Here is a 19,810-nt window from a genome sequence, read left to right on the forward strand (position 1 = left end):
GCTCTGCGCCCTCCTGTCTTTGGTCCAACAAATCCTCCGGGGGTCCAAAACCCCCGGTCCCCCACTCTCAACCCTCTCCGACCTTGAACCTGACGGGCTGCATCTGCCCCTTCGCTTGTCTGAGCCGGACCAAGCTGGCCTCCTTGTCCTCGCCGCCGCCGAGAAGCCCCGACTTTTCGATGCCGCCCGCCAAAAAATAAATTTCTAAAATTCAGATAACTACCACCTTCCTCCACCACTTTTTTCAGAAATCTGAAACTCCTCGCCGTGGCCTCCCGTGTCTGCTGGCAAGGTCGCGGCGATGGGCTGCGGCTAAAGAAAACTCGGAGGTACTACATGTTCCGCTCAACCGTTACCGCGCTCGCCCTTTCCGCCGCTGCCGCCACCGGCGCCATCGCTCAGGACAACCCCACCGTCGGCGGCGCGCCGATGATGGCCGACATGAACATCGTCGAGAACGCGATGAACTCCCCGGTGCACACCGTGCTCGTCGGCCTCGTCTCCGCCGCGGGTCTCGCCGAGACGCTGCAGGGCGACGGCCCCTTCACCGTCTTCGCGCCGACCGACCAGGCCTTCGCGCCGATCGGCCAGGAGACCGTCGACACGCTGCTGATGCCCGAGAACCAGGAAATGCTGCAGGACATCCTGCTCTGCCACGTGGTCGGCGCCGAGGCCACCTCGACCGCCATCGTCGGCATGATCGAGGATGACGGCGGCCGTCACCCGGTCGAGACGCTCGGCTCCTGCACCCTGACCGCCTACATGGAAGACGGCATGGTCATGCTCGAGGACGAGAACGGCAACGTCGCCACCGTGACGACCGCCGACGTCATGCAGTCCAATGGTGTGATCCACGTGATCGACACCGTGATGATGCCGGCCATGTAAATGAGCCGGGCATGGGGACGGGGCGCGTGATCTGCCCCTCCCCGGAGCGTGCGCCGGATCCGTACCCGGGCCGCGCGTTCCCCTCCCGCTCCCCCGCGGGGGCCGGACCCGGAGGCATCGCCTCCGGGTCCGTTCGATTCCGGGGGCAGGGCGGCCGTCACCGCACCCAGTGGCCCGCCTCCCTGATCGCCTTGCGGATCTCCGCCTCGTCCTTTGGCAGCGCCTGCCGGTCGAACATCGCCCGCACATCGGCCCCCTGTCCGCGAAAGACCATCCGGTGGATCGGCGCGTGCTGCTTGAGGAGCTTCTTGATCCGGTTTGGCGCCGCCACCTCTTCCAGCACCTGCACCACCTGGTCGCTCTCGCGCGCATAGAGGAGGGGGAAGAGCCGGTAATGGCAGGTCAGGTTACCATCCAGACCCGCCAGCTCCGGCCCCGGTCGCCCGCCGCCGAGGGAGTGGATGACGAGCGGCAGCACCACCTGGTCGAGCCAGGGGTCCAGCGGCTGGATCGCCAGCTCCTCCGGGGGCGCGTCTCGCACCGCCACCGCCCAGCTGGCGAACCGGCGGTGGAATTCGGCCGGGTCGGGCCCGAGGAACCAGCCGGCATTGAAGTAGAGGTAGCGCTCCCAGTGCTCGTCGGGCTGGGAGAGGTCGAGAGAGCCCTCGAACTCCAGCCCGAAGCGGTCGTAGAGGGAGCGCCAGATGGCGGTGTAGCCGGGCCAGTAGAGCTCCTCCACCGGCCAGGTGCCGGTGCGACGCATCGAGGCGGTGGGGCGGGAAAAGTCAGCCGCGAGGTCCGCCAGCTCCCCCGTCACCAGCGTGTCGCTGTCGAAGAAGAGGAAGGGCTCGCCCCCGGGCAGCAGCGCCAGCGCCTCGATCTTGTTGCCCTGCGGATAGCGCTCTCCGAAGAGCCGCGCTGTGAAGGGGCGGACCTCGGCGCCAAGCCGCTCCAGCTCCGCCCGCACATCGGGCGCGATGGCCGTCTCGCTCCGCCAGAGCCCGCCCCGCTCCGGCTCCGCCACGATCAGCCGGCCGTTCCAGCGTGGAGACATGGCCCGCAGCGAGGCGGCGAAGAGCAGCGCCTCGTATTGCAGCCGCCCCGCCTGCGCGACGATGAGGATGTTGAAAGGCCGGGGCGCCCCGCCGGGAGCCGTCTCGTCCGCCATTGTTCCGCCCCTGCCTGAGAACCGCGGCCATCCTATCGCCCCGAGGCCCCGCAGGTAAACGCACCGCCCGGACCATCCCCCCGCCTCAGTCTCTCGCCCTTTTGCCAAATACCTCCGGGGGGCCGAAGGCGGGGGCAGCGCACCCTCTGGCCTCTCCACCCGCACCCGCCCTCTCCCCCCGCCCGTCTGGCCTCCCCGCCCGATCCGTGGGATAGGAGCGGCAGGCACAAAAGGGGACCGGACCATGGCGGATTTCGACGTGGATCTCTTCGTGATCGGCGGCGGCTCGGGCGGCGTGCGCGCCGCGCGGGTGGCGGCGCAGGGCGGCGCGACGGTGGCGCTGGCGGAGGAGAGCCGCATGGGCGGCACCTGCGTCATCCGCGGCTGCGTGCCCAAGAAGCTGATGGTCTTCGCCTCCGCCGCGCCCGCCGCCTTGCAGGAGGCGCGCGCCTATGGCTGGGAGGTCAGCGAGGGGAGCTTCGACTGGCCCGCCTTCCGCACCCGCCTCGATACGGAGCTGGATAGGCTGGAGGGGATCTACCGCTCCGGCCTGCAGAACGCCGGCGTCACCATCCATGACCAGCGGGCCGTGCTGATCGACCCGCATACCATCGAGCTGGCGGACGGCACCCGCGTCACCGCGCGGCATATCCTCGTCGCCACCGGCGGGCGGCCGTTCCGGCCCGAGATGGCGGGGGCGGAGCACGCGATGGTCTCCGACGATCTCTTCCACATGGAGGCACTGCCGAAATCGATGCTGATCATCGGCGGTGGTTTCATCGCCTGCGAGTTCGCCGGCATTCTCGCCGGGCTCGGCGTGGAGGTGACGCAATACTACCGCGGCGAGCAGATCCTGCGTGGCTTCGACGGAGAGGCCCGGGGGCTGGTGGCCGACGGGATGCGCCACCGCGGCGTCAACCTGCATTGCGGCACGACGCTGCTGGAGGCCGAGGAGCGCGAGGGCGGCATCTGGGTGAAGGGCACCAACGGCGACGAGGCGGTCTACGAGCGCGTCCTCTTCGCCACGGGCCGCGTGCCCAACACCGCCGGCATCGGGCTGGAGGAGGCGGGGGTGCGTCTCGGCCGCCACGGGGAGATCCTCGTCAACGAGTACAGCCAGACGGATGTCCCCTCGATCTACGCGATCGGAGACGTCACCGGCCGCATCAACCTCACCCCCGTCGCGATCCGCGAGGGGATGGCCTTCGTCGAGACGGTGTTCAACGCCAACCCCACCCCGGTGGATCATGAGCTCGTCCCCTCCGCCGTCTACACCCAGCCGGAGCTGGGGACGGTCGGCCTGACGGAGGAGGAGGCGACGACGCGCGGCCCGGTTGAGGTCTACGCCACCTCCTTCCGCCCCATGCGCTCGGCCTTCGCCGGCTCGCCCGAGCGGGTGATGATGAAGCTGATCGTCGATGCCGAGACGCGCATCGTCCTCGGCTGCCACATCGTGGCGCCGGAGGCGGGCGAGATGATCCAGCTCGCGGCCATCGCGGTGAAGATGGGCGCGACGAAGGAGCAGTTCGACCAGACCTGCGCCGTCCACCCGACGATGGCCGAAGAGCTCGTAACGATGCGTGTTCCCGCCCGCCGGGTGGGCTGAGGGGGGCTGCTCAGCGGGGCGTCGGAGGGCTTTGGCTGGCATATGGCGCGGCGCGGCAGCTGAACCATCCCGCGAGCCGGCGTGCGCGGAAGCGTTTCCGGTGGGTCGGGATCGTGGGTTATAAACCCACCCTACGATCACGCGACTTCCGGTCAACGTCGCCGCTCTTCCCCCTCGCGCGGAATCAAGGCCGCAGGCCGCCGCGCGAGCGCCGGCCCGTCAGGGCGGGCTGGCGCTCTGGCTGGGCTTGGCGCTCAGCACGCGGGGAGGGGCTTGGCAGGCATAAAGCGCGCAGCGGTGCCGTTGCTGCGCCACCCCACGGGCCGGCGTGAGAGCGATGCGCCTTTGGCTGGCGGAGAGGCCACCCGGACTTTCCGTCATCCCCTGAGCCCATCGCAACGGCCTCATTCCTTCCCGATCCGCCCGAGCACGCGCCCGCACGCCCCCCTTCACCCTGCGGGAACGTGAGGGGTGCGTTATCCCCAACGCCGCTTGAATCTTCGGCCCTCACAGTCCAAGTGGGAGGGCAGGCCCGATCAGCCGGGTCAAGGGAGAGTAAGGAGCCGATGGCAGGCAACAGCCAGGGACCCTGGGGCGGCGGTGGCCGCGGCCCGGGAAATGGAAATGACGAAAATGGCCAGGGCGGTGGACGTGACGGCGGGCGCCGGCCCGGCGGGCGTCGCCCCGGACAGGACGGACAGCAGGGGTCCATTCCCGAAATCGACGACCTGATGAACCGCGGCCGCGAGCAGCTGCGCGTGCTGATGGGCGGCGGCGGCAACAACCGTGCGCCCAACAACGGCACCGGCGGTGGCGGCGGGGGCGGTGACTTCCGCATCACCCGTGGCACCGTGGGCATCGCGGCGCTCGTCGTCGTGGCGCTCTGGGCCTTCATGTCCTTCTACACCGTGCGCCCCGAGGAGCAGTCGGTCGAGCTTCTGTTCGGCCGCTATTCCTCCACGGGCGATCCGGGCCTCAACTTCGCGCCCTGGCCGTTCGTCACGCATGAGGTGGTCAACGTCACCTCCGAGCGGACGGAGAGCATCGGCACATCGGGCACGGAGCGTGACCAGACGGGCCTGATGCTGACGACCGACGCCAACATCGTCGACATCAACTTCCAGGTGGTGTGGAACGTGGCCGACCCGGCCCGCTTCCTCTTCAACATCGCCGAGCCGGAAGAGACGGTGCAGGCCGTGTCGGAATCCGTCATGCGCGAGGTCATCGCCGCCTCCACTCTGGCGCCGATCCTCAACCGTGACCGGGGCCTGATCGCCCAGCAGGTGCAGGAAGGCATTCAGGACACGCTCGACGAGTACGAGAGCGGCATCAACATCGTCCGCGTCAACCTCGAGAAGGCCGACCCGCCCATGCAGGTGATCGACGCCTTCCGCAACGTGCAGGCCGCCGAACAGGAGCGGGATCGTCTGCAGCGCCAGGCCGATGCCTACTCCAACCGGGTGCTCGCCGAAGCCCGCGGTCTCGCCGCGCAGATCGTCGAGCAGGCGGAAGCCTACCGGGCGGAGACCGTCAACGACGCGCTCGGTCAGGCCAGCCGGTTCTCCTCTGTCCTCGAAGCCTACAACACGGCCGAAGACGTGACTCGCCGCCGTCTCTACCTCGAGACGATGGAAGAGGTGCTGGGCGGGGTGAACAAGATCATCCTCGATCCGACCGTCGCCGGCGGCACGGGCGGGCAGGGGGTCGTGCCCTATCTGCCGCTCAACGAGCTGGGCCGGTCGTCGCCGTCCGCGGCGGCACCCAACTCCGCGTCCACGCAAACGGGGGGCAACTGACATGCGCCGTGCCATCTACATCATCCCCGCGGTCGTCATCGTCCTGCTGGTCGCGCTCTCCTCGCTCTACGTGGTGAACGAGAAGGAGAAGGCGCTCGTCCTGCAGTTCGGCCAGATCGTTACGGTGAAGGAGGATCCGGGCCTCGGCGTTCGCATCCCCATCATCCAGGACGTGGTGCGCTACGACGACCGGATCCTCAGCCTCGACACGCAGACGATCGAGGTCACGCCCTCGGATGACCGGCGCCTCGTGGTGGATGCCTTCGCGCGCTACCGCATCGCCGATGTCGTCGCCTTCCGCCGCGCCGTCGGCGTGGGCGGCATCGCCACGGCGGAGAACCGGCTCGCCTCGATCCTCAACTCGCAGATCCGCGAAGTTCTGGGTGCCGACCAGGTGACGTCCGACACCATCCTCTCCGCCGACCGGCGGCTCCTGATGACCCGCATCCGTGACCAGGCCCGCGCCTCGGCCATGAGCCTCGGCATCGACGTGGTCGACGTGCGGCTCAAGCAGACCAACCTGCCGCCGCAGAACCTCGATGCCACATTCAGCCGGATGCGCGCCGAGCGTGAGCGTGAAGCCGCGGACGAGGTGGCCCGAGGCAACGAGGCGGCGCAGCGTGTGCGTGCCCTCGCTGACAGGACGGTCGTCGAGACGAGCTCCGAAGCCGAGCGCGAGGCGCAGATCACGCGAGGCGAGGCCGATGCCGAAGCCAACCGGATCTTCGCCGAAGCCTACGGCGCCAACCCGGAGTTCTTCGACTTCTACCGTTCGCTGCAGGCCTACCGGGCGGCGCTGTCGAACAACAACTCCTCGATGGTGATGACGCCGGACAGCGAGTTCTTCGACTACCTGTACTCGGACGACATCGCCGCGCCGAGCCTGCCCGCGGGCGACGGCAGTGCCGATCTGGTGGAGCTGGACGAGCCCGGCAGCAGCGCCGGCGTTCCGGCCATCGAGCCGCAGGACGCCACGGAGACGGCCGCGGAGACGACGGGGTCGCAGGACGACGCCGCCGCCGACGAGGGCGCCACAGAAGCTGATGACGGGGACACGGCTGGCACCGTCACTACCATCACCCCCACGGTGGTGGAGCCGGAGGCGACGACGCCCGAGGCCGACGAGCCGGTGACGGACGAGCCGCTGACAGACGAGGGCGCCACGGAAGACGGCGCCGATGTCATCGACCTGTCGGGCGACGCGACCGTCCTTGAGGACGACAGCGAAGAGCTGGCCCCGGCCGCCGGCCAGTAATGGCCACCCTGCTTCTTGCCCTCGGCCTCCTTCTGGTGGCCGAGGGTCTTATATGGGCGCTGGCGCCCGGCCTCATCGAGGCGATGCTCGCCGCCCTCCGCTCCATGGACATTCCGCAAAGACGGATGGTCGGCCTCGGCGCGATGGCGCTCGGGGCTGTCTTCGTCTGGGCGGCGAGCTTGCTCGGCGCCTGAGTCGGGGCGGGCCCCCAGGAGCCTCCCGTGGCCGCCCTGCCGCCCATCACAGGCAATTCACGCTTTGTCTCCAGGCCGTTAACCCGTTCATCACGGAGGCCTCACATGCCGGGCGCGGCTATTCACATGGCGTTGACGCTCTGCAATGAGCGATTGTGCACCGCCCCCCTAAGACGGCATGGTCGGCCCCATTCCGATCCCGGCTGACGCCATGGTGCGCCGGGACGGCCCGAATTCAGCAATGGAGACTCAACAAGTGTCGACCAGGTCCAAAATCATCACCGCCGGGCCGCTCGGCCTTGGCGCCGCTGCCGTCGGTCTGACCCTCGCCTTCGCGCCCGATCTCGTCGGCGCCCAGGACGGCGCGACCAACCCCGAGGTCACGACCCAGAGCGAGACGCCGCCGCTCGGCACCCCCGGCCTCGACCGCCCCGAATCCTTCGCCGAGCTGGCGCAGATCGTCAGCCCCGCGGTGGTGAACATCACCACCACCACGATGGTCGCCGGCGGCACGATGCCGGAGGGGATGGTCCCCGAGGGCTCGCCCTTCGAGGATTTCTTCCGTGACTTCCAGGATCGCGGCGGCCAGGCCCCGCGTCGCAGCCAGGCGCTCGGCTCCGGCTTCGTCATCTCCTCCGACGGCTACGTGGTCACCAACAACCACGTCATCGAAGGCGCCGACGAGATCGAGATCGAGTTCTTCTCCGGCGACACCCGTCCGGCGGAGCTGGTGGGCACCGACCCCAACACCGACATCGCGGTGCTGAAGGTGGATGCCGACGACATGCCCTATGTCGAGTTCGGCAACAGCGACGATGCCAACGCCGAGGTCGGCGACTGGGTCATGGCCATGGGCAACCCGCTCGGCCAGGGCTTCTCAATCTCCGCCGGCATCATCTCCGCCCGCAACCGGGCCCTCTCCGGCACCTATGACGATTTCATCCAGACGGACGCCGCCATCAACCGCGGCAACTCCGGCGGGCCGCTGTTCAACATGAACGGCGAGGTCATCGGCGTGAACACGGCGATCCTGTCGCCCAACGGCGGCTCCATCGGTATCGGCTTCTCGATGGCCTCCAACGTCGTCACCCGCGTCGTCGACCAGCTCATCGAGTTCGGCGAGACGCGCCGCGGCTGGCTCGGTGTCCACATCCAGGACATCACGCCCGACATGGTCGACGCCATCGTCGGCATCGACTCCACCGAGGGTGCCCTCGTGACGGATGTGCCGGAAGGCCCGGCCGCCGAGGCCGGCGTCATGGCCGGTGACATCATCCTCAGCTTCGACGGCAACGCGGTGGAGAGCACCCGCGAGCTGGTCAACATCGTCGGCAACTCCGCCGTCGGCGAAGCGGTCGATGTCGAGGTGCTGCGCAATGGCGAGATGGAGACGCTGTCCGTCACGCTCGGCCGCCGCGAAGGCAATGTCGACGTCATGCCCGCCTCGCAGGAGGGGGAGCCGGAGGCGCCGCAGAGCGAAGAGGTGATGGGGCTCGATCTCTCCGAGATCACCCCCGAGCTGTCCGAGGAATACGGCCTTGGCGACATCTCCGGCCTGCTGGTGACGAATGTCGACCCGGTCTCCGACGCCGCCGAGAAGGGCATCCTGCCCGGTGATGTGATCACCGAAGCCGGCCAGCAGCCTGTCGCCTCGATTGACGATCTCACCACCCGCATCGAGGAGGCCCGCGACGCCGGCCGCCGCTCCCTCCTCCTGCTCATCCGCCGCGACGGTGACCCGCGCTTCGTGGCCGTGGTGATCGACGACGCCGAGGAGTGATCCCGGCAAATAGAACAAAGGAGGGGCGCCCGCTGGGGCGCCCCTTTTTCTTTGCGTGGGTGGTGGGTGGAGCCGGTCGGGTTCGGCCTGTGCATGGGAAGAGGCCCGGCACCGCGCGCAGCAGCGCCCGCGTCATCGGCCAAATAATGTGAGTGTCAGGCGCGGCCGCCGAGGGCCAGCCGGTCAGCCCCGGGACGCCTTCTCGGCGATCCCGCTCTGGCCTTCGCGCCGGGCCAGCTCCGCCTCGATATCGTCCAGCGTCACGCCCCGCGCCTGGCACATCACCAGCAGGTGGAAGAGCACGTCCGCCGCCTCGGAGGTCAGCCGCTCCCGGTCGCCCTTCACGGCCTCGATGATGGCCTCCACGGCCTCCTCGCCGAACTTCTCGGCGCATTTCTCCGGCCCCTTGGCCAGCAGCTTCGCCGTCCAGCTCTCCTCGGGGTCGGCCGCGGCGCGGGCAGCGATGGTCTCGGCGAGGCGTGTGAGGCTCATGGCGCGGCCATCGGCGGGGCAGGGGCTTCCGGCACCGGCCGGATCGGCAGGCCGGCGGCGGCCATGTGGTCCTTCGCCTCGGCGATCGTGTGGGTGCCGAAGTGGAAGATCGAGGCGGCCAGCACCGCCGAGGCCCCGCCCTCCGTCACCCCCTCGACGAGGTGATCGAGGTTGCCGACGCCGCCCGAGGCGATGACGGGGATCGACACCGCCTCCGTCACCGCGCGGGTCAGGCCGAGGTTGAAGCCGGCTTTCGTTCCGTCCCTGTCCATCGAGGTCAGCAGGATCTCCCCGGCGCCGTGGGCCTCGGCCCTGCGGGCGAACTCCACCGCGTCGATGCCGGTCGGCCGGCGCCCGCCATGGGTGAAGATCTCCCAGCGGCCGGGCGCGACCTCCTTGGCGTCGATGGCTACGACGAGGCACTGGGCGCCGAAGCGCTCCGCCGCGCGGGCGACCACGGTGATGTCAGCCACGGCGGCGGAGTTGAAGCTCACCTTGTCGGCGCCCGCGAGCAGCAAGGCGCGTACGTCATCGGCGCTCTTCACTCCGCCGCCTACGGTAAGCGGCATGAATATGCTCTCCGCCGTCCGGGTGACCAGATCGAACATCGTGCCCCGGTTCTCATGTGTGGCATGAATGTCGAGAAAGCACAGCTCGTCCGCGCCGGCGGCATCGTAGGCGCGCGCCGCCTCCACCGGATCGCCGGCATCGCGCAGATCGACGAAGTTGACGCCCTTGACGACGCGGCCGTCGGCGACATCGAGGCAGGGGATGAGGCGGATCTTCAGCATGGCGCTGTCATAGGCCGGGCTGCAGCTTCTGGCCAGAGTTCACGTCCGCCTCCGCCGTGCCCGAAGAGCGGAGATGCCGCCGATGACCAGCATGACGAGGCCGACGAGCGCCACGGGCAGCGAGAGCAGCATGTACCAGCCAGCCACGAACATCGTGTAGAGCGTGCCGCCGATGTCGCGCCCGCCGACGAGGCATGGGTTGGTGAACCCCTCGTGCAGCTCGCAGCCGGCGCGCTCGGCGATGAAGCTCGCCAGCGCTACCGAGGCCACGGGGGCGAGGCCGATAGCCAGCAGGATGAGGCCGAGGATAAGGAGTCTCCGGGTCATGCCGTGCAGTCTTATCCGCCTGCACTGCGGGGGGAAGGGTGCCCGCCCCGGGCTCAGTGCGGCGCCTCGCCGCGTGCCAGCTGGGCGAGGAAGGTCTCCATCCGCTTCGCCCGTGTCTCGGGCCGCTTGGCGCTATGCAGGCGATAGTAGATCAAGAACAGCTCGGCCCGCTTGAGGCTGGCGTAGCGGGCCTTCGCCTCGGGCCGCTCCTCAAGCGCCGCGAGGAAATCCGCCGGCACCTCCATCTCCGCCCCCGCCGCATAGGCCGCATCCCAGCGGCCATCGGCGCGGGCGGCCTCCACCTGCGCGAGGCCGGGCGGCTGCATCCGCCCCTCGGCGATCAGCCGCTCGGCATGGGCGACGTTGCGGGCCGACCAGGGGGAGCGCGGGCGGCGCGGTGTCATCCGCTGCAGCCAGCTCGCCTCGTCGAGCGGCTTCTTCTGCCCGTCGATCCAGCCCCAGATCAGCCCGGCGATCACGCAATCGCCCCACGCGACGGAGGGGACGCCCGAGTCCTTCTTGTAGAGCCGCACCCAGAGCTCCGTCTCGCTGGCATGATGCTCGGCCAGCCACGCCTCCAGTGCGGCGGCATCGGCGAAGGGCTCGCCGGCAATCTGTGGTGACTTGCTCGGCATGGTCTCTCCTCTGTCGCCCGCTCCCACCTTGGCCCGCCGCGCCGTCGGCGCCAAGCTTTGCGCTCGGCATCGCCGCGGTGCGGCTGTAAGGGGGCGGCATGAGAGAGACATTCGAGATCTTCCTGGCCACGCAGCCGGGGCTGGAGCCTCTGCTGGCCGCCGAGGCGCGCGAGGCGGGCTTCGGCCCGGTGGCCGAGGTCGCCGGCGGTGTCACGATCCAGGGCGGCTGGCCCGAGGTCTGGCGCGCCAACATCTGCCTGCGCGGCGCCGGCCGGGTGCTCGCCCGCATTGGCGGCTTCCCGGCGCTGCACCTCGCCCAGCTCGACAAGCGGGCGCGCAAGTTCCCCTGGGGAGAGGTCCTGCGCCCCGACGTGCCGGTGAAGGTGGAGGTGACGACCAGCCGCGCCTCGAAGATCTACCACGCCGGCGCCGCCGCCGAGCGTGTCGCCCGGGCCATCACGGAGGAACTGGGCGCCCCCCTCGCCGGCGCCGGCAAGGCGGCTCCCGAGGCGGAGGAGGAGGGCCCGGAGGAGGCGCCCGTCCGCCTCCTCGTGCGGATCGAGCGCAACCTCGTCACCTTCTCCGTCGATACCTCCGGCGCGCCCCTGCACCGGCGCGGCCACAAGGTCGCCGTCGGTAAGGCGCCGATGCGCGAGACGATGGCGGCCCTGTTCCTGCGCGCCTGCGGCTACACGGGGGCGGAGCCGGTGCTCGACCCGATGTGCGGCTCCGGCACCTTCGTCCTCGAGGCGGCGGAGATCGCCTCCGGCCTCCGCCCCGGCCGCAGCCGCCCCTTCGCCTTCGAGCAGCTGGCCGCGGCGGACCCCGCCGCCATCGCCCTGCTCCGCCAGAGCGAGGCCGAGACCCCGGCCCACATCTTCCACGGCAGTGACAGGGACCCCGGCGCCATCCGCTTCTCGACCGAGAATGCCGCCCGCGCCGGCGTGGCAGAGCTCTGCCGGTTCGAGGCCCTCCCGGTGGCGGAGCTGACCCGCCCCGAGGGCCCGCCCGGCCTCGTCATCGTCAATCCGCCCTATGGCGAGCGGATCGGCAATCGCGGCGTCCTCGTCGGGATGCACAAGGTCCTCGGCGAGCGCCTGCGCGCCGGTTTCTCCGGCTGGCGCGTCGGCCTCGTCACCTCCGACGAGACGCTCGCCCGCGCCACCGGCCTGCCCTGGCAACCCCCCGGCCCCCCGGTCCCCCACGGCCCCCTCAAGGTCCGCCTCTGGCAGACCACCCCGATCCCCTGACCCCGGCACCATCTGCCGCCCGACCGATTATCCACGGCCCCGGGCGCATCGCCCGCACGCGCAATCGGCTTGCCTTGGCAGTCCCCGACCCGCCGATCTCCCCGGCCTTTAGACTTCCGTCCCCGGTAAATCGCGCCGCTCCCCTGACGCCGACACCGCCCGCCGCCCAGCCAAAGCCCGACGCCCCGGGCGCACCGCCCGACGCCCCCTGTCTTTAGTCCAATAGAATCCCGGGAGGCTCCGGGGGGCTGGCCCCCCCGGTCCCGCACTCACCGCTCTCACAACGCCGGATCAGCGCCCGCCCAGCATCTCCAGCGCCGCCGCGAGGTCGATCGCCCCTTCGTAGAGCGCCCGCCCGGAGATCGCGCCGGCGATCACCCCGGTCTCCTTCAGCGCCGTCAGGTCACCCATCGAGGACACTCCGCCCGAGGCGATCACCGGGATGCTCACCGCCCGCGCCATTGTCTCCGTGGCGGCGACGTTCGGGCCGCCCATGGCGCCGTCGCGGTCGATATCGGTGTAGATGAGGGCGGCGACCCCGGCATCCTCGAAGCTGCGGGCGAGGTCCGTCGCCTCCACCTCCGTCTCTTCCGCCCAGCCCTTCGTCGCCACCCGGCCGCCGCGTGCGTCGATCCCCACCGCCACCTGGCCGGGGAAGGCTCGGGCGGCTTCGCGCACAAGCTGCGGCTCCTCCACGGCCACGGTGCCGAGGATCACCCGGGCCAGCCCCTTGTCCAGCCACGCCTCGATGGTGGCCATGTCGCGGATGCCGCCGCCTAGCTGCATCTCCACCCCGGGGCAGGCGGCGAGGATCGCCTCGACCGCCGCGCCGTTGACGGGGCGGCCGGCGAAGGCGCCGTTGAGGTCGACGAGGTGCAGCCAGCGGCAGCCCGCCGCCACGAAGGCGCGCGCCTGATCGGCGGGGCTGTCGTTGAACACCGTCGCGTCGTCCATCTCGCCGCGCAGCAGGCGGACGGCCTGGCCGTCTTTGAGGTCGATGGCGGGGAAGAGGATCATGGCCGGGCTCCGTTCTCAGCTCGCCGGCGGGGTGCCACGCGGCAGGCGGGAGGGCAAGCGACCTCACGTAAGACTTGCCGCGCCGCCTGTCCCTGCGTCACCAAATGCGGGGAGGAGGAGACCCATCATGACCCGACTGACCACCCGCATCGCGGCCCCGCTCATCGCCCTCGTCGCCCTCGCCGGGGCTGCTTTCGCGGACCCCATCGAGGGCCTCTGGCAGACCGAGGTGGACGACGGCGCCTATGCCCTCGTCACCATCGCCCCCTGCGGCAGCGCCTATTGCGGGGTGATCTCGCGCACCTTCAACGCCGGCGGCGAATACCAGGCGGAGACGATCGGCCGCCAGATCGTCATCGACATGGTCCCGCAGGGCGGCAATGCCTACGAAGGCCAGGTCTGGCGTCCGTCGAACGACAAGATCTATCTCGGCAAGGTGGATGTGAACGGTGACCGGATGCAGCTGCGCGGCTGCGTCGCCGGCGGCCTCTTCTGCGCCTCTCAAACTTGGGCCCGCGTCGGCTGATCTCGTGAAGGGCCGGCCCGCACCCAGCTGGCCGGCCGGTCAAACCCTTGCGGCGTGAGGCGCGCCAGCCCTTCGACCCGCTGCTCTCGCCCTTTTCCAAATACCTCTCGGGGGGCTCCGGGGGGCAGACAGCCCCCCGGTCCTGCCCTCTCAGCCTAAGCTTCGCCGGCCTCTCCGGGCACCTGCCGCACCGCCCTATGCGCGAAGGCGAGCTTGTCGCGCACGCCCTGCGGCAGCACGAAGGGGTAGAGGTCGGGCAGGTCCATCGTTCGGTTGACGTGGTTCACCGCGATGGTCAGGTCCACGGCGCGGGTGAGGAGAGCTTCGGTGTCCGTCTCGGCATAGGCATCCGTTGCCGCCGGCGCCGGGTCGCTCTTGCGGCGGAACATGCCGCGCCGCTGCGGGAGCGCCTCGCCCGATTTCAGCGACAGGCCCACGGCCGCGGCGCTGTCGGCGAGGTCGACGAGGTGGAGCAGGTGCGCGATCGTCTCCGCCCAGTCCTCGTGCGGGTGCGAGGTGGCGTAGCTGGTGATATGCGTCTCGTCCGCCGGCTTCGGTCCGGCGTAGTGGCGCTGCAGCGCCGCGCCGTAATCCTCCCGCTCGTCGCCGAAGAGCTCGCGGAAGGCGGCGAGGAAGTGCTCTTCGGCGCCCGGCACATCGGCCAGCCGCTCGAAGAGGAAGTGCGCGATCTCGTGGCGCATGTGGCCGATCATGGTGCGGTAGAGCTCGCCCATGTTCTCCTGCCGCTCGGCGCGCACGCTCTGCTGCGCCTCGGAGACGTTGATGGTGATCGTGCCACTCTCGTGGCCCATCGTCACCGGGATCTCGCCGCCCGCCGTATCCTCGGACAACAGCTTGAAGACCGGCCGCTCGCCCGGGTCGGCATCGGTGAACCAGCCCCAGCGGCCGAGGTTGGCGAGCATCCAGCGCTTGGCCAGCTCGGTATCGGACCACAGCGGCAGGTTGTCCGGCGCGCGCAGGTCGGGGACGACCTCCGTCATCGCGCAGGAGCGGCAGAGCTCGCCCCCTTCGGCCAGCCAGTTGCAGCCGATGTCACTGCGGTGGGCGCAGAATGTCCCCTCTGCGGTGAAGGCCTGCCGCTCCGGGTCGAAGGCGACCTCCGCCCCGCAGCCGCAGGTGGTGTTCTGGAAGTATAGCGGCGCCTTGCAGGCGGGGCAGGTGAAGATTTGCACGGGGTCGGGCTCCTGAAGGTGGCGACAGGGAAGCGAAGGGCAGGGCAAGAGGTTCCGCCGGTCGCGAAGTTTCTCGCCGCGTCGCGGAGAAAAGCGGGGGGCGGCGTCGCAGGAAGGCGGGCCGGGGAGGGGGGCTGTCTGCCCCCCGCCGCCGCTGGCGGCCCCCCCGAGGATTTTTCGGACCAAAGACGAGGGGGTGCGCGGCGCGCCGGTCAGGGCGCCCAGCGCAGGAAGTTGGCGATGAGGCGCAGGCCCTGGGCCTGGCTCTTCTCGGGGTGGAACTGGGTGCCGGCTACATTGCCGCGTGCCACGATGGCCGTGATGTCGGCGCCGTAGCCGACATGGGCGAGGCGGTCGGCCGGGCTGTCCACCTGCATGGCGTAGGAATGGACGAAATAGGCGTGATAGCCGGTGGAGAGGCCCTCAAGCAGCGGGTGCTCCTGCTCCAGCACCAGATCGTTCCAGCCCATGTGGGGGACCTTCAGCCCCTCCGCGCCCGGCTCGATCCGGCGGATGGTGCCGTCGATCCAGCCGAGGCCGGGCGTCTCCTCGTACTCGTAGCCGGTCGTGGCGAGGAGCTGCATGCCGACACAGATGCCGAGGAAGGGGCGGCCGCGGGCGTGGACAGCCTCCTGCAGCGCCTCCTCCATGCCGTCGATGGCGCGCAGGGCCCGGGCGCAGGCGGGGAAGGCGCCGTCGCCGGGCAGCACGATCCGGTCCGCGGCCGCCACGACATCGGGCGACTCCGTCACCGTCACCGCCCCGGCGCCCACCTCCGCCGCGATCCGCTCGAAGGCCTTGCGGGCGGAGTGCAGGTTGCCGCTCTGGTAGTCGATCAGCGCGACGCTCACAGCGCCCCCTTCGTCGAGGGGATGGCGCCGGCGCGGCGCGGATCGGGCTCCACCGCCTGCCGCAGGGCCTGGGCGAGGGCCTTGAAGGCCGCCTCCGCCACGTGGTGGGCGTTGACGCCATGCAACTGGTCCACGTGCAGCGTTATGCCGCCATGTGTGGAGAGCGCCTGGAAGAACTCGCGCACAAGCTCGGTGTCGAAGGTACCGATCTTCGGCGCCGCGAAGGCGAGATTCCAGATCAGGTAGGGCCGGCCCGAGAGGTCCAGCGCCACGCGGATCTGCGCATCGTCCATCGGCAGGTGGCAGGCGCCGTAGCGGCGGATGCCGGCCTTGTCGCCGAGCGCGCGCGTCAGCGCCTGGCCGAGGGCGATGCCGACGTCCTCCACCGTGTGGTGGTCGTCGATGTGCAGGTCACCCTCCGCCCGGATGGCCATGTCGATCATCGAGTGGCGGGCCAGCTGGTCGAGCATGTGGTCGAAGAAGCCGATGCCGGTGGCGATCTCGCCCTTGCCGGTGCCGTCGAGATCGACGCGCACCTCGATCTCGGTCTCGCTGGTCGTCCGGCTGATCTCGCCCGTGCGCATGGGGGCCTCCTCGCTCGCGTGTGGCGGCTTATAGGCCGCACGCGGGCGCGGCGCCAAGGGCTCAGGAGCGGAAGGCGCGGGCGACCGTGGTGGCGAGGTCGGCCGCGTCGCCGATCCGGGCGATGTAGGGCTCCTTGGGGGAGAAGCCCTTCGCCCGCCCCTCCAGCGCACCGATCAGCCGGCGAAGGCGCCGCTGGTGCAGGCCGAGCGCCGTTTGCACCGGGTCCGCCACCACGCCGGCGAAGGTGGTGAGGAGGGCGCCGAGCGCGGCGAAGCCCAGCATCACCCCCAGCGTCAGCCCGCCGGGGGCGGAGGCGGGGAAGAGCGCGTACCAGCCGGAGCCGAGCGCCGCGCCCAGAGGGAAGGCGGCGATGGCGGCCGACTGCGCGAAGCCGAGCGCCACGGCCGGCGCGAAGGAGAGCATGCCCGGCGTCAGGCTCTTGAACAGCACCGCCCCGGTGCCGAGCGTGCCGATCTGCGTCGTCAGCTCCGCCATTGCGCCGCGGCTCTCCGAATAGGCGGCGAGATGCGCCTCCAGCGCCTCCACATCCGACAGCGGCGCGAGAAGCTCGGTGCGGATCAGCGCCGAGATGCGCGCCGAGAGCGCCGTCCGCAGCACCAGCGGGCGCTTGGCCAGCCACGCCGCCGCCCCGCGCAGGCCGACGGCGCGCAGGAGCGGCTGGGCGAGCCGCGAGAGGATCTGCAGCGGCGCCAGCGCCACGTTGGCCGGGGCGCGCAGCAGGTCCCACCCGAGGGCGGCGCGGTGCAGCCGCAGCGTCCCCCGCAGCGAGAAGTGGCGGGCCACGAAGCCTTCCACGTTCTCCCGCGCCGCCTCGAACGGGTCGGGCGGGGCGATGTCGCTGAGCGCCTCTGCTGTGGCAATCGGGTCCATGCCCTTCCATATGGGGCGCCCGGCCCGCCAGAGGAAGCCCGCCCTTGGTCCGATACATCCCTGGGGTGAGCCGGCCCTGCCGGCGAGGGGGCAAAGCCCCCTTCCTTCCCTGCCAAAAAGCGGCTTAGCTCGCCTTTCATGGAGGATCGCTTCAACCAGCCCCTCGGAGGCAACCAGATGCCGCGCCCCGGCGGCCCGGCGACCTTCATGCGGCTGCCCGCGGCGGAGGGGCCGGAGGGGCTCGACGCCGCCATCCTCGGCGTGCCGATGGATATCGGCGCCTCCAACCGCGCCGGCACGCGTCTGGGGCCCCGGCAGATCCGCGACGAGAGCCGGATGCTGCGGCCCTTCAACATGGCGACGGGGGCGGCGCCCTTCGCGCATTGCCAGATCGCAGATATCGGCGACGTTCCGGTGAACCTCTTCAACCTGGAGGCCTCGGTGGAGATCATCCGCCAGGCCGTCGGCCGCGTCGCGGCGGCGGGCGCCGTGCCGGTGACGCTCGGCGGCGATCACACGCTCACCTTCCCGGCCCTGCAGGGCGTGGCAGAGGTGCACGGGCCGCTGGCGCTGGTGCACATCGATGCCCATGCCGACGTCAACGAGGAGATGTTCGGCGAGCCGCTCGCCCACGGCACCCCCTTCCGCCGCGCGGAAGAGGCGGGCTGCCTGCTTAACGACCGCGTCGTGCAGATCGGCCTGCGGGGGACGGGCTACGCGCCCGAGGATTACGACTGGGGCCGCTCCCTCGGCTGGCAGATCGTCACCGGCGAGGAGGTTGCGGGGCGCGACCTCGGCCGCCTGATGGCGCAGGTGAAGGCTCTGGTCGGGGACGCGCCGCTCTACATCTCCTTCGATATCGACAGCCTCTCGCCCGGCACCGCGCCCGGCACGGGGACGGCGGAGGCGGGCGGCCTCGCCGACTGGCAGGCGCTGCAGATCATCCGCGGGCTGGCCGGCTGCAACCTCGTCGGCTGCGACCTCGTGGAGGTCTCGCCGCCCTACGACACCTCCGGCAACACCGCGGTCATCGCGGCGGCGCTGGTCTACGAGATGCTGTGCATCCTACCCGGCGTGCCGCAACGCCCTCCTCCGAGGCGACATGACTTCGATTTCTGACCCCCGCGCCTTTCTCACCGAGCTGTTCGAGGCCGCCATCGCCGCCGCCGATCCGGGCCGGGCGCTGGAGGGGGCCATGCCGGAGCGTCCCAGGGGGCGGACGGTGGTCATCGGCTGCGGCAAGGGCGCGGCGCAGCTCGCCCGCGCCTTCGAGCAGCGCTGGGATTGGCCGCTGGAGGGGCTCGTCGTCACCCGCTACGGCTACGGCGCGCCGCTGGAGCGGCTGGAGCTGCGCGAGGCCGCGCATCCCGTGCCGGACGAGGAGGGGCTGCGGGCGGCCAAGGACGTGCTCAAGCTCGTGCAGGGGCTGACGGAGGATGACCTGGTCGTGGCGCTGATCACCGGCGGCGGCTCGGCGCTTCTGCCCGCGCCCGGTCCGGGGATGAGCCTTGCCGACGAGATCGCGGTGACGGAGGCGCTCTTGCGCTCCGGCGCGCCGATCTCGGTGATGAACGTCATCCGCAGCGAGCTGTCGCTGATCAAGGGCGGGCGGCTGGCGCTGGCGGCGGCGCCGGCGAAGGTCGTCTCGCTGATCGTCTCCGACGTGCCGGGCGACCGGCCCGAGCAGGTCGCCTCCGGCCCGACGGTGCCGGGCGCCGGCCCGCAGAGCCGGGCGGAAGCGCGCAAGCTGGTGGAGGCGTGGCGCATCCCGCTGCCCGAGGCCGCGCGCCTCGCGCTGGCGGGGGAGGACAACCCGGCGCCCCTGCCCATCGACGCCGGATTCGCGCGGCACGAGTGGCGCATTATCGCTTCCGCCGGCCGCTCGCTGGAGGCGGCGGAGGACGTGGCAATCGCCGCCGGCATCGGCTGCGCCATCCTCTCCGATTCCATGGAAGGCGAGTCGCGGGAGGTGGCCAAGGTCCACGCCGCGCTCCTGCGCGAGGTGGCGGGCCGCGGCCGCCCCTTCGTGCCGCCGCTGGTGCTCCTCTCCGGCGGAGAGACGACGGTGACCCTTGGCGGATCGGCGGGCCGGGGCGGGCGGAACAGCGAGTTCGCGCTGGCGCTGGCGCTGGCGGCGGAGGGCGAGCCGTTCCACGCGCTGATCGCCGACACGGACGGCATCGACGGCAGCGAGTCCAACGCCGGCGCTTTCGTGGACGGCGACAGCGCGGCCCGCCTTCGGGCGCTGGGCCAGGATCCGGCCGCCCTGCTGGCCGGGCACGACGCCTATTCCGCCTTCGAGGCGCTGGGAGACCTCTTCGCCCCGGGGCCGACAGGGACGAACGTCAACGATTTCCGGGCGATCCTGATCGGGTAGGGGGCTTCCGCTTCGTAGGGTGGGTTTCCAACCCGCCGTCGCGCAACGCCGCCGCTTTGTCCCCCGCCCGGTCCGCGCCAGAGGCCCAGGGCGAGCGCCGGCCCGTCCCGCGGGCTGGCGCTCCGGTGACGGTAGCGCGGAGCTTGGAGCGGGGAGGTGGTGGTGCCATAAAGCGCACAGCGGCGTCG

Annotated in this window: 20 protein-coding genes; 10 read left to right on the forward strand and 10 right to left on the reverse strand. The window is 70.8% G+C overall.

Annotation, left to right across the window (positions count from 1 at the left end):
• The first annotated feature begins 336 nt into the window (after positions 1–336).
• Positions 337–888: a fasciclin domain-containing protein gene (locus GY170_RS04085; protein ID WP_163890186.1), complete on the forward strand. Its 552-nt coding sequence runs from the start codon at positions 337–339 to the stop codon at positions 886–888.
• Between the two features lie 157 nt (positions 889–1,045).
• On the opposite strand, the gene GY170_RS04090 is transcribed toward GY170_RS04085, so the two are convergent.
• Complete coding sequence (locus tag GY170_RS04090; RefSeq protein ID WP_163890188.1) at positions 1,046–2,056, reverse strand: GT-B fold glycosyltransferase domain-containing protein; 1,011 nt, start codon at positions 2,054–2,056, stop codon at positions 1,046–1,048.
• A gap of 244 nt (positions 2,057–2,300) precedes the next feature.
• On the opposite strand from GY170_RS04090, the gene gor reads away from it, so the two are divergent.
• The 5 genes from gor to GY170_RS04115 all read left to right on the forward strand — a co-directional run bounded on the left by gor (position 2,301) and on the right by GY170_RS04115 (position 8,687).
• Positions 2,301–3,662 (forward strand): glutathione-disulfide reductase, encoded by a 1,362-nt coding sequence (gor, locus tag GY170_RS04095; protein ID WP_163890190.1) that lies wholly within the window; start codon positions 2,301–2,303, stop codon positions 3,660–3,662.
• 566 nt (positions 3,663–4,228) lie between these two features.
• Complete coding sequence (gene hflK / locus GY170_RS04100; protein WP_163890192.1) at positions 4,229–5,458, forward strand: FtsH protease activity modulator HflK; 1,230 nt, start codon at positions 4,229–4,231, stop codon at positions 5,456–5,458.
• Position 5,459: 1 nt separating this feature from the next.
• Positions 5,460–6,713, forward strand: coding sequence for a protease modulator HflC (gene hflC, locus GY170_RS04105; RefSeq protein ID WP_163890194.1), 1,254 nt, complete (start codon positions 5,460–5,462; stop codon positions 6,711–6,713).
• Complete coding sequence (locus GY170_RS04110) at positions 6,713–6,907, forward strand: DUF2065 family protein (protein ID WP_163890196.1); 195 nt, start codon at positions 6,713–6,715, stop codon at positions 6,905–6,907. The genes hflC and GY170_RS04110 overlap by 1 nt, the downstream gene beginning before the upstream one ends.
• A 241-nt stretch (positions 6,908–7,148) precedes the next feature.
• Entirely contained in the window at positions 7,149–8,687 is a 1,539-nt protein-coding gene (locus tag GY170_RS04115; protein ID WP_163890198.1) for a Do family serine endopeptidase, read from the forward strand.
• A 183-nt stretch (positions 8,688–8,870) separates the two neighbouring features.
• Here the strand turns inward: GY170_RS04115 and GY170_RS04120 are convergent, their stop codons facing one another.
• From GY170_RS04120 to GY170_RS04135, 4 genes are read right to left on the reverse strand one after another with little or no spacing between them, the layout of a single operon-like run.
• Positions 8,871–9,179, reverse strand: a complete 309-nt coding sequence (locus GY170_RS04120; protein WP_163890200.1) for a phosphoribosyl-ATP diphosphatase — start codon at positions 9,177–9,179, stop codon at positions 8,871–8,873.
• Positions 9,176–9,970: an imidazole glycerol phosphate synthase subunit HisF gene (hisF, locus tag GY170_RS04125; protein WP_163890202.1), complete on the reverse strand. Its 795-nt coding sequence runs from the start codon at positions 9,968–9,970 to the stop codon at positions 9,176–9,178. The genes GY170_RS04120 and hisF overlap by 4 nt, the downstream gene beginning before the upstream one ends.
• Before the next feature lie 39 nt (positions 9,971–10,009).
• Positions 10,010–10,297 carry a hypothetical protein gene (locus tag GY170_RS04130; protein WP_163890204.1) on the reverse strand — a complete coding sequence of 96 codons (288 nt, stop codon included), beginning with the start codon at positions 10,295–10,297 and terminating at the stop codon, positions 10,010–10,012.
• Positions 10,298–10,350: 53 nt separating this feature from the next.
• Positions 10,351–10,932, reverse strand: a complete 582-nt coding sequence (locus GY170_RS04135; RefSeq protein ID WP_163890206.1) for a YdeI/OmpD-associated family protein — start codon at positions 10,930–10,932, stop codon at positions 10,351–10,353.
• A gap of 98 nt (positions 10,933–11,030) precedes the next feature.
• On the opposite strand from GY170_RS04135, the gene GY170_RS04140 reads away from it, so the two are divergent.
• Positions 11,031–12,182 (forward strand): THUMP domain-containing class I SAM-dependent RNA methyltransferase, encoded by a 1,152-nt coding sequence (locus GY170_RS04140; protein WP_163890208.1) that lies wholly within the window; start codon positions 11,031–11,033, stop codon positions 12,180–12,182.
• 291 nt (positions 12,183–12,473) lie between these two features.
• Here the strand turns inward: GY170_RS04140 and hisA are convergent, their stop codons facing one another.
• Positions 12,474–13,199, reverse strand: a complete 726-nt coding sequence (gene hisA, locus GY170_RS04145; protein WP_163890210.1) for a 1-(5-phosphoribosyl)-5-[(5-phosphoribosylamino)methylideneamino]imidazole-4-carboxamide isomerase — start codon at positions 13,197–13,199, stop codon at positions 12,474–12,476.
• Positions 13,200–13,326: 127 nt separating this feature from the next.
• Here hisA and GY170_RS04150 point away from each other — a divergent pair, with 127 nt between their 5' ends.
• A complete protein-coding gene (locus GY170_RS04150; protein ID WP_163890212.1) occupies positions 13,327–13,725 on the forward strand; it encodes a DUF2147 domain-containing protein in 399 nt (132 codons plus the stop codon).
• A 155-nt stretch (positions 13,726–13,880) separates the two neighbouring features.
• On the opposite strand, the gene GY170_RS04155 is transcribed toward GY170_RS04150, so the two are convergent.
• The 4 genes from GY170_RS04155 to GY170_RS04170 form a co-directional block, all read right to left on the reverse strand.
• Positions 13,881–14,918: a zinc-binding metallopeptidase family protein gene (locus tag GY170_RS04155; RefSeq protein ID WP_163890214.1), complete on the reverse strand. Its 1,038-nt coding sequence runs from the start codon at positions 14,916–14,918 to the stop codon at positions 13,881–13,883.
• 212 nt (positions 14,919–15,130) lie between these two features.
• A complete protein-coding gene (hisH, locus tag GY170_RS04160; RefSeq protein WP_163890216.1) occupies positions 15,131–15,769 on the reverse strand; it encodes an imidazole glycerol phosphate synthase subunit HisH in 639 nt (212 codons plus the stop codon).
• Positions 15,766–16,353, reverse strand: coding sequence for an imidazoleglycerol-phosphate dehydratase HisB (hisB, locus tag GY170_RS04165; RefSeq protein WP_163890218.1), 588 nt, complete (start codon positions 16,351–16,353; stop codon positions 15,766–15,768). Before hisB ends, hisH begins: the two co-directional genes overlap by 4 nt.
• Positions 16,354–16,414: 61 nt before the next feature.
• Positions 16,415–17,245, reverse strand: a complete 831-nt coding sequence (locus GY170_RS04170) for a DUF6635 family protein (RefSeq protein ID WP_203531156.1) — start codon at positions 17,243–17,245, stop codon at positions 16,415–16,417.
• Positions 17,246–17,383: 138 nt separating this feature from the next.
• On the opposite strand from GY170_RS04170, the gene speB reads away from it, so the two are divergent.
• Together speB and GY170_RS04180 are read left to right on the forward strand one after the other, a co-directional pair.
• The gene (gene speB, locus GY170_RS04175; protein ID WP_163890220.1) at positions 17,384–18,364 is read left to right on the forward strand and encodes an agmatinase; all 981 of its coding nucleotides are present in this window, start codon (positions 17,384–17,386) and stop codon (positions 18,362–18,364) included.
• A complete protein-coding gene (locus GY170_RS04180; RefSeq protein ID WP_163890222.1) occupies positions 18,348–19,622 on the forward strand; it encodes a glycerate kinase type-2 family protein in 1,275 nt (424 codons plus the stop codon). The genes speB and GY170_RS04180 overlap by 17 nt, the downstream gene beginning before the upstream one ends.
• The last annotated feature ends 188 nt before the right edge of the window (positions 19,623–19,810 follow it).

Source organism: Pseudoroseicyclus tamaricis (assembly GCF_012070395.1).
Taxonomy (GTDB): domain Bacteria; phylum Pseudomonadota; class Alphaproteobacteria; order Rhodobacterales; family Rhodobacteraceae; genus Pseudoroseicyclus_A; species Pseudoroseicyclus_A tamaricis.